General features: G+C 30.9%; 11 protein-coding genes. 2 read left to right on the plus strand and 9 right to left on the minus strand.

Going from position 1 to position 16,069, the window contains the following annotated elements; translation table 11 throughout:
* Positions 1 to 30: 30 nt before the first annotated feature.
* The 4 genes from JK634_RS00765 to JK634_RS00780 form a co-directional block, all read right to left on the minus strand.
* Positions 31 to 5,331 (minus strand): S8 family peptidase, encoded by a 5,301-nt coding sequence (locus JK634_RS00765; protein ID WP_202765726.1) that lies wholly within the window; start codon positions 5,329 to 5,331, stop codon positions 31 to 33.
* Between the two features lie 54 nt (positions 5,332 to 5,385).
* Positions 5,386 to 7,167 (minus strand): S8 family peptidase, encoded by a 1,782-nt coding sequence (locus tag JK634_RS00770; protein ID WP_202765727.1) that lies wholly within the window; start codon positions 7,165 to 7,167, stop codon positions 5,386 to 5,388.
* Between the two features lie 151 nt (positions 7,168 to 7,318).
* On the minus strand, positions 7,319 to 8,119 hold the full coding sequence (locus JK634_RS00775) for a hypothetical protein (protein ID WP_202765728.1): 801 nt from the start codon (positions 8,117 to 8,119) through the stop codon (positions 7,319 to 7,321).
* Between the two features lie 16 nt (positions 8,120 to 8,135).
* Positions 8,136 to 9,056, minus strand: a complete 921-nt coding sequence (locus JK634_RS00780) for a metallophosphoesterase family protein (protein ID WP_202765729.1) — start codon at positions 9,054 to 9,056, stop codon at positions 8,136 to 8,138.
* 194 nt (positions 9,057 to 9,250) lie between these two features.
* On the opposite strand from JK634_RS00780, the gene JK634_RS00785 reads away from it, so the two are divergent.
* Positions 9,251 to 9,730 (plus strand): GNAT family N-acetyltransferase, encoded by a 480-nt coding sequence (locus JK634_RS00785; protein WP_202765730.1) that lies wholly within the window; start codon positions 9,251 to 9,253, stop codon positions 9,728 to 9,730.
* A 49-nt stretch (positions 9,731 to 9,779) separates the two neighbouring features.
* Here the strand turns inward: JK634_RS00785 and galU are convergent, their stop codons facing one another.
* The 4 genes from galU to JK634_RS00805 all read right to left on the minus strand — a co-directional run bounded on the left by galU (position 9,780) and on the right by JK634_RS00805 (position 14,165).
* The gene (gene galU / locus JK634_RS00790; RefSeq protein WP_202765731.1) at positions 9,780 to 10,640 is read right to left on the minus strand and encodes a UTP--glucose-1-phosphate uridylyltransferase GalU; all 861 of its coding nucleotides are present in this window, start codon (positions 10,638 to 10,640) and stop codon (positions 9,780 to 9,782) included.
* Between the two features lie 113 nt (positions 10,641 to 10,753).
* On the minus strand, positions 10,754 to 12,328 hold the full coding sequence (locus JK634_RS00795) for a [Fe-Fe] hydrogenase large subunit C-terminal domain-containing protein (protein WP_202765732.1): 1,575 nt from the start codon (positions 12,326 to 12,328) through the stop codon (positions 10,754 to 10,756).
* A gap of 131 nt (positions 12,329 to 12,459) precedes the next feature.
* Positions 12,460 to 13,026 (minus strand): GNAT family N-acetyltransferase, encoded by a 567-nt coding sequence (locus JK634_RS00800; RefSeq protein ID WP_202765733.1) that lies wholly within the window; start codon positions 13,024 to 13,026, stop codon positions 12,460 to 12,462.
* 101 nt (positions 13,027 to 13,127) lie between these two features.
* On the minus strand, positions 13,128 to 14,165 hold the full coding sequence (locus tag JK634_RS00805; protein ID WP_202765734.1) for a DUF2935 domain-containing protein: 1,038 nt from the start codon (positions 14,163 to 14,165) through the stop codon (positions 13,128 to 13,130).
* A gap of 223 nt (positions 14,166 to 14,388) precedes the next feature.
* Here JK634_RS00805 and JK634_RS00810 point away from each other — a divergent pair, with 223 nt between their 5' ends.
* Positions 14,389 to 15,036 carry an oxygen-binding di-iron domain-containing protein gene (locus JK634_RS00810; RefSeq protein ID WP_202765735.1) on the plus strand — a complete coding sequence of 216 codons (648 nt, stop codon included), beginning with the start codon at positions 14,389 to 14,391 and terminating at the stop codon, positions 15,034 to 15,036.
* 36 nt (positions 15,037 to 15,072) lie between these two features.
* Here the strand turns inward: JK634_RS00810 and JK634_RS00815 are convergent, their stop codons facing one another.
* Positions 15,073 to 15,942: a methionyl aminopeptidase gene (locus tag JK634_RS00815; RefSeq protein ID WP_202765736.1), complete on the minus strand. Its 870-nt coding sequence runs from the start codon at positions 15,940 to 15,942 to the stop codon at positions 15,073 to 15,075.
* Between the last annotated feature and the right edge of the window lie 127 nt (positions 15,943 to 16,069).

Genomic DNA, 16,069 nt, shown 5'->3' on the forward strand with positions numbered 1-16,069 from the left:
TTATCGTATTTTCTCTTAACTATCTTTTATTCAAAACTTCATAGGTATTCTGATAAATAGATTTCCTATATAGTACTCATTATCTCTTTTTTTAATATTTCTCATTTCTAATGACCTTACGTTATCAAATATTCCTTTTAAATCAAGCATTCCATATCCCCAATTAGGATTTGGATAAATATCTCCTTCTCTCTTGCTTGCACCTCTTATTAAATATGTCTTTATCTTTATTGCATACATAGTTGTATCATTTTTATTCACAATCCCCCATTGAAATAACAATGCACAACAACCTGCTGTAATAGCTGCTGCAACACTTGAACCTGAAACCACTTGTGTAATTCCTCCAATTCCTGTTGTAGCCTGATTGATTCCTCCTGCTACTATATCTGGCTTAATTGTATTTTTCCTTGTATATCCCTTACCAGACGATGGAACAATTGTATTATTATTTTGATTATAGTACCCTACTGTGATACTTTTATCTGAAGTTCCTGGCACCGTTAATGTTGTGTTAAAATCTGGATCAAGAAACACAGTTCCTGGTGCATTTAGTTCTTTTTGCAATAACCAAGCATCATATATACCTACAGTAATTAAGTCCCCTGTCAATGTAAATTGCCATATTCCTTCAACAATATTCTTTGCAAATATTATAATCTTCTCATTTCCAGTTATCTCTTCTGGAATTATATAATCAATAGCCATTGAGGTTCTCTCATATATAAAATTAATATTAACCTTTTCTTTAATTTTAGGGACTATTTTTTTTATTACTTCTCCCGTAGGTGACGTTATACTTAAAGAAACTTTATCTGGTTTAACAACCCATATCTCAAATCTAATATTTTTTTGATTCTTATCTATTTTTAATTGAAAAGTTGAAATATCTCCAGTGTTTTTAATTTTTCCCGATACATGTGTGGAGCTATTTCCTTGATTACCAGTTGGAAATACAACCACAACCCCAGCATATTTAGATATTTCTTGTACATATCTTTCAATGTAAGATTCTCCATCATGGGCACCATTATTAGTACCCAATGGAACAAAAATCACTATAGGCTTATCATTTTTCTTAGCGTAATTATACAAGTATCTTATGGCCATAAATACAGCAACACTTCTATATGCTGGTACATTGCCATATATACCATAACTGCTTCTTCCTTCATCAGGAATAGGTCTTACCTTCACTATTAATAATTCACTCTCTGGCGCTACCCCTTTAAGCGTAGGATTTATCCCTTTAGCTGACACAATTCCTGCCATATTAGTTCCATGTCCTATATCATCCTTTGAAGGAACAATTAAATATGGATCTTGTCCATTTTTCTTAGCTTGTATTGCTTTATTTATATCTTCTCGTGTATACTCTACTCCTAAAATTAAATCAGATGGTTCATCAGAATTTATTGTTTGGTCCCAAAGGGCTAGTATTTTAGAGGTGCCGTCTTCATTAATAAATTCATCATTTAGATAGTCAATTCCAGTGTCAACTATTCCAATAATTACTCCTTTACCATTTAAATTGAAATATAAATTTTTATGGAATACATTTGTATTTGCTGAATCTTTAGGAGATATTTCTGAGAGAGTATATGCAGCTAAAGAATCTGCATATACTATTTCCTTTGTTTCTTTTATCACTTTATCTATTTGATCTATTGGAACTGTAATTGCTGCTCGCTTTTCATCTATTATATACACGTCTGTATTAGGATATTTACTTATTGCTTCAACAATATTTCCTTTATATTCAATCAATATTCCTCTATTATTAGGATTCACGAAATAGTTAGTCTTTTTTGTCTTCTTTGGAGGCAATTCTCTTTTCAAATCATCTCTTATACTTCGAATATTTTCAAAAGTTCCATTTATATTTAACATTCCATAACCCCAATTAGGATTAGGATAATCATCTCCAGGTCTTTTTTTTGTTCCTCTAAGTAGATAAGTTTTTACCTTTGATGCATACATGGATGTGTCATTCTCATCTATAATTCCCCATTGAAATATTAATGCTACACAAGCTGCTACTACTGCCGCTGCAACACTAGAACCAGATACATATTCTACTCTTCCGGTGGCCGTTGTTGTTAATTGCCTAATTCCGCCTGCTGCAATATCTGGTTTAATCATAATATTTCTTGTATAACCTCTTCCAGAATCAACTACCACTGAATTATTGTTTTGGTTATAATAGGCTACACTTATGGCTTGCTCAGATGTAGAAGGTATTGTTAACGTTGTATACGGGCTTGGTTTAATAAATCTTGTATTTGGTGCAAGATATGCCCTTTGAAGTATCCATGCATCATATCTTCCAACAATAATTAATTCACCAATCAATTTAAATTGCCATATTCCCGCTTTCATTCCTCTGCCAATAATGGTTATTTTCTCATCCCCAGTTAGATTTTCTGGAATTAAATACTCAACTATCATTTTTGTTTCTTCATACAAAAATGCTATATCTGTTATTTCATTATTTTTTGGTGCAATTTTACTAATTATTTCTCCTGTTGGAGAAGTTATCGAAAGGGAAACCTTATCAGGAGTTGATATCCAAACTTCTACTCTAATATCTTTTTGTTTTTCTCCAACTATTAACTCTATTATTCCTATATCTCCTTTTTTCTTTATATATCCCGAGGTATGTGTATTGCTATTTCCTTGATTTCCTGTAGGCACAACTACTGCAATGCCACTATAATTTGAAACCTCATCAATATAGCTTTCAATTGGAGACTCTCCATTATGAGCTCCATTATTACTTCCAAGTGGAGAATAAATAACAATTGGTTTGTTTAATTTTGAAGCAAAATTATATAAATATCGAATGGCTAATAAAAAAGTTGTGCTTCTATAACAAACTGCATCTCCATAAACTCCATAATACTCTCTTACTGCCTTTGATGCAGGTTTTAGTTTAACAATTACAAGTTCAGTGCCTGGAGCTGCTCCTTGAAGCACTGGATTTACCCCCCCTGCAGCAATTATTCCAGCCATTTTGGTACCATGACCTATTTCATCCTTAGTTGGTACAATTGCGTATGGATCCTGACCATTTCGTTTTGCTTCAATTGCCCTATCTATTTCTTCTTTAGAATATACGGTCCCTTGAATCAATCCTGTTGTTTCTACATCTCCTTCAATACTCAAATCCCAAATAGATTGTATTTTTGTTTTTCCATCTTCATTAATAAACTCTTGATTTAGATAATCAATACCTGTATCTATAATCCCTACCAAAACCCCTGAGCCATCCAATGGTAAATACTCATTTTTATAAAATAAAGGGGCTCCTGATGCATCGATTGGAGAAATATCACTTAATTCATATATTGATCCTGAATCAAAGGCTATAATTTCTGGAGTATTCTTTACTACATCTATTGAAATGTTAAAGGGTGCGGAAATGACAGCACGTCTATCATCAATTATATACACAGCTGTATTAGGATATCTTTTGGCAACGCTATTTATATCTCCTTTATATTCAATTATATAATTACGGTTATTATCTTCTAGGAAATAATTAGGTTTGAGTTTTGATGCAACCTCTCTCTCTTTTTCTTGAAGTCCTCTTATATTATTAAATACAGATTTCATATCAATAGCACCATAACCCCATAATGGATTAGGATATACATCTCCAGCTCTTTTTGATGTGCTACTTATCAAGTAGCTTTTTACCATTATTGAGTATAATCCTTTTTCATTTTCTTTAATTATTCCCCATTGTAGTATTAATGCTATACACCCTGTAACTACTGCTCCTGCTACACTTGAGCCAGATATTGCCCTCACCTCTCCATCAGTTGAAGCTGTTAATGCATTTATTCCTCCTGCTACTATATCTGGCTTAATATTGTTGTCCACTGTATACCCTCTACCTGAATTTTCTTCTAGAGTATTATAATTTTGACCATAAAACCCAACTGATATAGCCTCTTTTGCAGTGGATGGTGTTGTTAATGTTATATAAGGGTCTGGACTTAGAAATCTTGTTTCTGGTGCTAGCAATTCTTTTTGTGGCAACCATGCATTATATTTTCCAGTTGATACTATATCTCCTAATAACTTAAAACTCCAAATACCTTTCTTGATATTTCTAGCTATTATTACAATTTTTTCATCTCCACTTACCTCTTCTGGGATAGTGATTTTTACAAACATTTTTGTTTTTTCAAATATAAAATTGATTTCGCTAGTTTCGTTTATATTAGAAGAGATTCTTTCAATTATTTCCCCTGAAGGAGAAATGACAGATAATCCATATTTATCTGGTTTTCCTACCCATATCTCAAATCTTAAATTTTTTTGTTTATCGTCAACATATAATTCTATAGTGTTAGTGTCCCCTTCTTTGACTATTTCCCCACTTGTATGCGTATCTCCTGAACCTTGATTTCCAGTTGGAGTAACCACAACCAATCCTCTTATTTTAGATATTTCTTCTATATATCTTTCTGATGTTGAACTGCTATTATGTCCAGACATATTTGTTCCAAATGGCATATAAATAACCATAGGCTTGCCTAGTTTAAATTTCATTTTATAAAGATAATTCATTCCTAGCATTATACAAGGAAATGAAAATGCAGGCACATCACCATAAATACAAAACTTGTCTTTTGTCCTTTCATCTATTGTTGCTAGCTTAACAATAATAAATTCACATTTGTCAGCTACACCTTTCAAATTAGGATTAACACCTTTGGCTCCAATAATACTAGCCATACTAGTACCATGTCCTATCTCATCCTTTGATGGAACTATTTCATAAGGATTTTTACCTTTATCCTTTGCTAAAATAGCTCTGTTTATATCTTCTCTTGAAAATTCACTTCCTATAGGTTGATTTTCAATTAATTTACCACTACTGTTTGTCTGATCAAAAATGGCTATTATCCTACTTGTTTTATCATCATTTATAAACTCTTTATTTAAATAATCTATTCCAGTATCTATAATTCCTATAATTACTCCATTACCATCAAGATTTAAATCTGCTTTACTATATAGAGCACCTACCCCTGAAGCATCAATAGGAGTAATATCACATAAAGTATGTATTCCCCCTGGACTAACGTAAATCACTTGTTCTCCTAGTTCTTTAATAATTTCGTCTACATCTCTTTCTACTCCTATTATAATTGCTCTATTTTTATCTATTATAGCAACTCTAGCTCCTTTGATTTTACTTATAGAACTTTCAATATCTCCATCATATTCAATATAGCTGTATTCAACTTCCTCTTTTATTCTGTTAGCATCTAAATTTTTATAATTATGAATATTCCTTTCCTTTCCCTTCTTTGACATCCCTAGCGACTCTCCTTTTACTTGCTCTTAGTAATCACCAGAATCATAACTAATTTATTGCTTGATTTGTGGCAACCTAACAAATAAGTTCCCTATATAATATTCATCTCCTGAATCTTCATCTATGATTCTTAATGCATCAAATACTCCCTTCATATTTAGCTGGCCATAACCCCATTCAGGATTTGGAAATACATCGCCATTGGGTTTAGTTGCTCCCCTAGTTAGATAAGTTCTTACTTTTGCAGAATACATCGCTTTATCATTTCCAAGAACTTCTCCCCACTCTAGTATTAATGCTACACAACCAGCTGTAACCGCTGATGAAGCACTTGTTCCACTAACTATTTGACTGCCTCCTCCAACTGCTGTAGTTATTACATTAATCCCTCCAGCTGTAATATCTGGTTTTACCCTTCCATCCCTTGTATATCCCCTACTAGATTCCTTCACGATAGTATTATTGTTTTGATTATAAGTTGCTACTGAAATGGCCCCTCTTGAAGCTGCTGGGGTCATTAAAGTTAAGTATGGATCACTTTCTAAAAACTTAGTACCTGGCGCAATTAATTCACGTTGCATTAAATAAGCATCGTATCTTCCTATTATTATTACCTCTCCAGTGAGTCTAAAAATCCAAATCCCTTCCTTTAAATTACGTGCATTAATTATAATTCTTTCTTCTCCCGTAACCTGTTCTGGGATATAATATCCTACATATAATGTAGTATTTTCATATAAGAATTTAAGTTCTGTAATCTTATTACTTTGTGGCATCACTCTTTCTACCTTTTCTCCAGTAGGTGATATTATTGAAAGAGTTAATTTATCTGGACTGTTTATCCATATTTCAAACCTCATATTTTTTTGTTTTGAATCTATTTCCAATTCTATGTCCGATGTATCTCCTACTTTCTTAATATAACCTGATGTATGTGTATCCGAATCTCCTTGATTCCCCATAGGCACAACAACTGTTACACCTCTAACTCTTGAGATTTCACTTATATATCTTTCAAGAAATGATTGTCCATTCCTTGGTCCAGCATTACCCCCTAAGGGTAATAAAATTACAATAGGTGTTTCTAACTCACCAGCTAAGGTATATAAATATTTCATACCCAAAAATAAAGCTACAGTTGAATATACTAACGGATTTCCATATACCCCGAACTCCTCCAATAATTTTTTTTCTGCCGGAATTAGCTTTACTATTGCAAAGCTACATCCTGGTGCTGCACCTATTAATTCCTTATTTTTCCCTATAGCTCCAGCAATACCTGCCATTGCAGTTCCATGTCCATATTCATCCTTTGATGGTACTATCTTATAAGGATCTCTTCCTTGCATTTTTTCTTTAATAGCTTTATTTATATCTTCTCTTGTAAATTCACTTCCAATCGGTTGTCCTTCTACATCTTTTCCTTCAAAAATGGTTTGATCGAATATTGAAATAAGCCTTGTTGTTCCATCATCATTTATAAATTCTTCATTCAAATAATCTATTCCAGTGTCAATTATCCCTATAATTACTCCTTTCCCATCTATTTGTAAGTAGGGACTATTATGAAATAGATCTGCCTGTGAAGTTTCAATTGGAGTGGTATCGCATAGTGTATACAATCCATTTGGATTTACATATACTATGAGATCGTATAACTTATTTATAACTTCATTTAAATCACCAATTACTGCAAGTATTGCTCGAGTATCATCTACTATAAAAATTCTTACATTACTCATATTTTTCAAAGGTGTTTCTATATCGCCTTGATATTCAATTATTGTGTATGCAGCATTTTCCCATGGAAAGCTACTATCAAATAGTTGCGCCATTCAATACAAACTACCTCCAAAAAAATATTTCTTTAATATAAAATATTCAAGTCATACATTTTTAAAACTATATTGTAAAAAGAATGATAAATAGTTCAAAAGAAAAAGTCTGTTTAATCCATGAGAATATTCTCAAAGATTAAACAGACTTCTATATCTTTATACTCCTTGCAAACAAACTAATTATATAAGTAATTATTGAAAGAATTACTGCTACTAACAAAACTCCTGTTAATAGAATATTATATCTTATTACATTTATTTCTGAAATGTATTTTGATAATCCAAAAATATTTAACGTAAGTAAAATAACAAAAATAATGCCTAATCCTCTTGATGCTCCTTTTATGTCTGCGGAACTTAATGATATATGGGAAGAAATACATATTGAAATAAATAAGAATAAATAAAAATACGGGTTTCTAAAATTCTCTAAAGAAAAAATACTTTTAAACAACTCAATATATGAATTTATAGTTCCCTGAGCCATGGAAGTATTTAATGTTGTAACCTTAAGTCCACTCTCTAATATCTGAATTAGTTTATTATAAGACTTAGGTATAATAAAATGCATTAATGCAATAATTGAAAAAATTCCTCCAAAAATGGGCGCTATACCAATAAAAAAATTCCCAACCTGCTGATATACACTGTTTTTGCTATAACTATGATTTACATATCCCATAACTCCATTAATATCAGGTTTTTGAAGTAACTTTATACTATTTATTCTATGTCTAAAAAGTACTGCTAAGATTGCATGGCTAATCTCATGAATCGGAACCCCTATAAAACCAGTAATCATTAATGCTTTACTGCCAAAACTCCTTTGAAAATTTTTCAAAGTATTATTTCTTAATACACCTAGTAATAATCCAATTACTATTACTATTCCCGTTAAATAAAATGTTTCTAAAATTGTTTTAATTATTAATTCTACAAAAATATTCATCCTAGGTAATCACCTTTCAATTATATAATTTTCTTAGCTCTCCATCGCCTTCTCTTCTTAGCCAAGTCTTAATATCAGTTGGATTCGTTTCATTAACTAATATTACTCTTGCCCCACGAGGAATTTTCGAATCTCCATACCCTCCATAGCCTGTGTACCCTGCATACCCAAGTAAAATTCCCTTATATTTAACAACAAAATTATTAAAATGATCATGACCTACAAATACCCCTATTACATCTTTTGTGTTGATGAGAACACGAAAAAGGCCTCCACATATGTTTATTAAAGGTGAATCTATTGAATCTAATTTTTCTCCTTTAGGTTTCCCACGTCTCCACGCCTTTTTATATTCAGGTATTGGTATGTGGAAATACATTAATGAAGGTATTATTTTATTATATCTTTGCTTTAACCCTAAAGCTATTTTTCTATACCATAAAATCTGAGTTAGTTTTATCCAATTATATCCGCCTACAAAAAATGGGGCATACTTACCTGAGTCAATAAAGTAGAGGTTTATAACAGGTGTTTTATTTTTACTTCCTTCCACAATAAGATTATAATTTCCTACTCTATCAAAAGTCCTATAACCAATTTGACTTATATTATATTTGAAACTCATATAAAACTTCATCATTTCTTCTTTTGACATAATACCATGTTCATCATCATGATTTCCAAAAACTATAGTCCAAGGTATTTTTCTATTCTCCATAGGTGACGCTATGTGAGAAATTGCCATCTTAACATCTTGAGCAGTTTTGCATTTACCATCTATATTATCTCCTGTTAGGACCACAAGATTAGGCTTTTCATAATCCAATATCTTTCTCATTACACTAATTCCTTCATCTAATTCCGGTCCTTCATGAATATCAGTAAATTGAACTATTTTAAACTTACCTTTGGTGTCAAACTTAAGCAGAAAATCCATATTAAATCCCCTTTATAATTGATATTATATTATATGAATATGGTTTTTAACTGCTTATTAAAATACAATATATCATAATTTATCTGTATTAATGTTTCAATAAAGTTAAAATATATATTAATATTATTTACTGAAGTAAATCATAATGATATAATTTCTTAATATATTGCCACTTGTAGGAGGATTGAGTTAATATGAATGATGACATAAAACTAAGTTTTTTTAAAGAAAAATACCAAAATGATTTATTTAAATTTTATCTTCCTGAAGACATAGAGATATTTACTTCTCTGCCTAAAAAGATTTTATCTTCACCTATATTAGATGAAGATAAAAAACCTGTTGTCATCTTACTAAATGGTATCCCAATTGGATTTTTTGGATTACACTTAGGCGATGAAGTTTTAGAATATAAAAATAACCCTAATGCCATACTTCTTCGCTATTTCTCTATAAATTACCCTTATCAAGGAAAAGGCTATGCTAAAAAGGCACTAAGACTTTTACCAAGTTTCATAAAAAATAACTTTAAAGGAATAAATGAAGTACTACTTGGAGTTAATAAAAGAAATATGCCTGCTCAAAAATTATATGAGAAATCTGATTTCAAAGACACTGGGTTAAGAAGAATGGGACCTGTTGGTCTACAATATGTATTAAGCTTATATTTATAAATTTCAATAAAAAAGCCCTTAGAAATATTATTCTAAGGGCTTAAATATATTACTGAAGTGTTTTAAAATATGCAAGTAAGTTTTCTTTTAAGTCTTCTCTTTTTAATGCATAATCAATATTTGCTTGTAAAAATCCAAACTTATCACCAACATCATATCGTTTCCCTTCAAAGCAGTAGGAATATACTGCTTCTGTATTAGATAATTCTTTTAATGCATCTGTTAATTGTATTTCTCCACCTTTTCCTGGTTTTGTGTTTTCAAGAATTTCAAATATGTTTGGAGTTATTATATATCTTCCAAGGATAGCTATATTTGTAGGCGCTTCTTCAACCTTTGGCTTCTCAATCATATTCTTAACTTTATAAACACGATCTTCAACCCTTAAACCATCTATAATTCCATACTTACACACATCTTCTTTATTAACTGGTTGTACTCCAAGTATAGTAGTTTTATACTCATTATAGCAATCGATTAATTGCTTTAGACATGGAACTCTGCTATCTACAATATCATCTCCAAGCATTACAGCAAATGGTTCATTGCCAACAAAAGTTCTAGCTCTGCCTATAGCATGCCCCAATCCTTTAGGTTCTTTTTGACGTATGTAATGAATGTCAACCATATTTGATATCTTTTTTACTAGTTCTAGTAATTCTTCTTTATGATTATTTTCAAGTTCATCCTCAAGTTCAACAGATTTATCAAAATGATCTTCAATAGCTCTTTTATTTCTACCAGTAATTATTAAAATTTCTTCTATTCCCGAAGCTACAGCTTCTTCAACAATATATTGAATCGTAGGCTTATCTACTATCGGAAGCATTTCTTTAGGTTGCGCCTTTGTAGCTGGTAAAAACCTTGTTCCTAGCCCAGCTGCTGGAATTACTGCTTTTCTCACTTTCATAATATACACTCCTTCTATTAATTATAAATTAATATACAAATAAATATTAATTTACCAATGTATTATTATAATGTGACAATTGTGTAATTTTTATGTGAAATAAGCTAAATAAGTTAACTCTTTCTTTTATTTCTTATTTTTTCATCTTCTAGTATAGAGGATTTATCTTGGTGTTCTGTATACAGTAAACTTTTAGCTTTCTCCTCACCTGGTTTACCAATATAATTTCTATATATCTCTTGCATAGTACAATTTTCATCAGAAATTCTAATACTAGATGTTTTATCAATGTCTTTTAGCACATCTGCTCTTAATTTTATATAATCTTCAGTTAAAAGCTTATCATTAGCACTATCAAAATACAGCATATTTATTGCCCCTGCCCTACAAATCTTACTACAAAGCGTACATCCAACACACTTATCAGGTAAGCTCGCTGCACTTCCGTTGGGTTTATGATATATGGCTCCAGTAGGACAATTTAATATACAGGTATTACATCTTATACATAGCTTTTCATTAATATTTGATTTTTTCTTGATTTTCCTTGTACCGCCACCATTCACACATCCACCTGGGCATCCCATAACCTCAATAAGTATATATTCTTTCCACTTTGAACTGCTTATGAATTTATCCATATCTTTTAATCCATTTAATACCGCTACTTTTCCTTGACTCGTTCCAATTGTGACCGTAGCTTCATAAACATTTTCATATCCATTAACCTGAGTAAATTCTATGTCATCAACCTTTACTTTTTCTCCATTTAAGTACTTTTGAACAACTCTTAGTATAGAATTTATAGTTCCACCTGATATTCCTGTTAATGCTGCAGCTCCAGTATGTTCTTCCATAAGAATATCTGGTTTTTCATCAGGAATTGCAGTAATATTTATTCCTCGTTCTCTTAATAACTCCGCATATTCTCTTATAGTTAATACTACGTCTATGTCTTTATAACCATCTCTTCCCATATTAGTTCTTGAAGCCTCATATTTAGCACAAGTGCATGTGCTTATAGCAACAACAAAAATATTATTTGGCAATACATTGTAGCTCTCAGCAAAATATGTTTTTATTAATGTTCCCATCATTTGTTCAGGCGTTTTAGTTGGCAAAATATAATTAATTATTTCTGGATGAAAAATTTCCACATAATTTATCCATGCTGGACAACATGAAGTAAATACAGGTAGTTTTTCCTTGCTTAATACTCTCTTAATTAATTCATTTCCTACTTCTAGGGATATCATATCTGCACAAAAAGCTGAATTAAAGACTCTTTGAAAGCCTAATTTTCTTGCTGAAGCTGATATCTTTCCATAAGTATCTGTTCCAATAGGAAGATTGAACTCTTCTCCTAATGTAGCTCTTACTGCAGGAGTTGCTGTTGCAATTAGATATTTGCCACTCGTTAAAGCCTCATTTACTAAATTAATATCATTTCTTGCATTTATTGAGGAAGTTGGACATGTTGATGTACATTGTCCACAAAATATGCATGCTGATGCTTCAAAGCTCTCTTTTTTAGGCTCAACAGTTTTTCTTACCCCTGCTATAGATCTTAATACTGATGTCCCAGTAGCCCTTGCACATGTAAATGCGCACGCTGTACATCCAATACATTTTCTTTTATCAATATTTATAATTTCTTCTTGCCTAGCAGTTCTTTTTGACTTTCCCATATTATCACTCCGTATTTTTTATATATTTATAGTTACTTTTTATTTCCCTTCATTATTACTTATATAAAAAAATAAAAAGACCCTCTCAAATTTATATGAGCAAATCTTTTTTATGAAATACTATATATTAATTACTTAGTCCATTCATATTTAAGCATTGAATAAATAAGCTGATTATATCTAGCATCATTAATCCAATAATGTTCTCTTAATACTCCATCTAACTTGAATCCAAATTTTTCTAGCAGCTTTATTGACGCTATATTATTTGAAGACGTTGTAGCATAAACTTTATTTAAGTTAAGTTCATCTTGTTCCCAAATAGTTTTTAATAAATCACTTAGCAATATTTTCCCTAACCCTTTTCCTCTATAAACCTTAGGTAGATAATAACCAAATTCTGCACTATGATTTCTTTTATTAAAATCAAATAGTGATATTCTACCTAAAGGTTTATTTGTTTTTTCTTCTACGAGCACATATACTTTTATTTTTCCTTCTGAAATTCTATTTATTGTACTACTTAAATACTCCTGTAATGATTCATATTTTATTATTGGTCTACAAGTAAAATTCTCAAGTTCCTTCTCATGTAAGTTCCAATTGTACAAGGTTTCAATATGTCCATAATTTAAGGGGATAAGTTTGTACTTATTGTCAATTAATGATTGGATACCTTCCCTTTCAGATTTATCCATGGGTATACTCCCTTTCTTTTTCTATACATTATACCATATCTTGTAATATGAATTTAAAATTCCTCCTGGACATTAAAGTCTTCAGGAGGATTTCTATATAATTATTGTTTATATTTATCTAATAATCTTAAATAGTGATTTGCCTCGCGCAAAACGTGGTCTGAAAGCAACGGAAGTATTAAAGATTTAATTTTACATTCTAATATTCCTTGAGTTCCTTGTGCTTTAAAATCTCTTAATTCAGTAGTTGCCTCTATACTCTCATTTGTAACATCATCTAGCGGCATTACATTATCCATTGCATCTTTTGCTGCCTTAGTAAGTTCATCAAATTCATTTGCAAATTCATTTGCTTTTTTAATAAGATCTTCTTCTGATGGGTCAAGCATTCCTCTAATAAATTTTGCATGTTCACCCATAAGATTATTCCAGGTTGACTCTTCTTCATATGCTTCCTTTTCAAGGTCAACATCTTGTCTACTTTGTAATTTCTGAATCATTTTATAGTAATCTTGAGCTTCATGTATTAAATGTCTAAGCATAGTTGGATAAATATTAGTTGTAACAATTTTACATGCCTTAATATTACCTAAAACATCTCCCTTAAATTCTGCAAATTCCTCTAATAAATCTAAAGCCGTTTGATTAAGTATAAAAACTCTACGCTCTATTGCAGCCCCATCCATATTAATATCCTTCTTTGACCCCATTTCCATTCCTGGCTGCATTGCTGCATTCTGCTCACCCATTTCTCCTTGCTGCATAGTCATATCCTGTTGCATCATAGGATTTTGCTGAGTTATCATATTAGGTTGCATCATATTTTGATTTATCATACTATTGGTTTGATTATAATTAACTGATTTTAATATATCTGCTCTCTGTCCTAATTCAATTTGGGTAAGCTCTGTAGCAATATCCACACCAGTAAAATATTGAGTAGCAATTTCAGCCTTTAAAGTAAATGGTGTTACTAGCTCTCCTGATTTCATAACTTCTGGCCTTACTACTCCACTAGACATTCTAAGTACTTCACTAAATAATCTATCAAATCTCCTTCTAAACATATCTGCCTGTTTCATATACTCCACATCTTTTGGAGTAAAGCTTAATTGTAGAAACAATGCATGTTCTTTCATAATTCTTCCAAAAAAAAAGATGTAATTCCAGTGACTGATTTATAAACTTGGAACTAGATATCATATTTGCCCCTTTTAATTTAATAATTAATCATTGATTTTATTATATGTTTGTATTCAATACTTGCTACAAAATTTTTATTTCATCCTGACATTATTAAAATTGACTTTGTTCTTAATAATGTTATACTGATGATAATTAATTAGATATGGGGGTTTTAATATGGAAGTAATAAAAGTTTTAGATGATCTTTATAAGTTTAATCACTCAATTCCTAACGTGCCTATTAATTTTAATCAATTTTTATTTTTAGGAAATGAGCCCATGTTAATTCATACAGGAAATCATAATATGGCAAAAGATTTAGTTCCTAAACTTAAAGAAATATTAGGAGAGAAAAAACTTAGCTATATTTTCGTATCTCATTTTGAAGGAGATGAATGCGGAGGTATTGACCTAATACTTGAGCAATATCCTGATGCTCACACAATTTGCTCAAAAACAACTTCAATGCAATTTAATGGTTTTGGATTTAATTATGATTTACTAATTAAAAATCCTGATGATACATTAGAAAAAGATGTATATTCTCTTAAATTTATATCCTATCCTTCTGAGATGCACTTATGGGAAGGACTTATTGTCTTTGATACTAAACGCAATATTCTTTTTAGTAGCGATTTAATTATAAATTTTGATAATATTGATGAACAAATAATTAATTCTACTATAGAAGCAGAAATAAATGCAATTACTGAAAGGCAAATTCCTTCACCAAAGGCTCTTGAAATTATAAAACATGTATTATCGGAACTTCCTATAAAATACATAGCTTCTGGTCATGGTCCATTTATAAAACTACATAAATAAATAAGAAAACAGAAGCAACTGCTTCTGTTTCTCTATTTATTTAGATATTATTTCAGTACCATCTTCAGTTATTAAAATTGTATGCTCCCATTGAGCTGAAAGTGAACCATCTTTTGTATGTGCTGTCCATTCATTTTTAGGATCCACATATAATCTATAGTCTCCTTCATTAATCATTGGCTCAATAGTTATAACCATACCTGGTACTAGAACCATCCCAGTTCCCTTTTTCCCATAATGAGGTACGAATGGCTCTTCCTGGAACTTAATACCAACTCCATGTCCTCCAAAATCTCTAACAACTGAGTAACCATTCTTTTCTGCATGATCTTGTATTGCTGCTCCTATATCTCCTAAGAATCCCCATGGCTTTACTGCCTCAATACCTTTCTCCAAGCACTCTTTACATACTCTAACTAATTTTTCAGCATTTTCGCTTACCTCTCCAATTTTAAACATTCTAGAGGCATCTGAAAAATATCCTTCAAAAATTGTAGATACATCTACATTAATAATATCTCCATTTTTAAGTATTATATCTTCACTTGGTATTCCATGGCATACCTCATCATTAATTGAAGTACAAATACTCTTTGGATAGCCATAATAATTAAGGTCAGCAGGTATAGCCCCTTGAGATATAGTATAATCATAAACTAATTTATCTAGTTCCTCTGTACTCATACCTTCTTTTATATTACTGCTAACTAAATCTAGAATAGCATTATTTATTTTAGCACTTCTTCTAATTCCTTCAATTTGTTCTTTGTTTTTGATAATTTCTCTTGGTGGAATTATATGTCCCTGATTCTTTAATTCTTGCAACCTTTCGTCAAATTCCATGTGACACTTTTTATATTTAAGTTCACTTCCACACCAACATTTATCATTTCTGCCTATGTCCATATTATCCTCTCCTTGTCATTATATATAATTAAACTACTATAAATCTTTTATTTTTGAAATCTTTAATCTTATAATACTCCTATTATACTATAATTGCATCTACGAAAATTTTCTTATATAAAAATAA

Source organism: Clostridium paridis (genome assembly GCF_016765615.1).
Taxonomy (GTDB): domain Bacteria; phylum Bacillota; class Clostridia; order Clostridiales; family Clostridiaceae; genus Clostridium_T; species Clostridium_T paridis.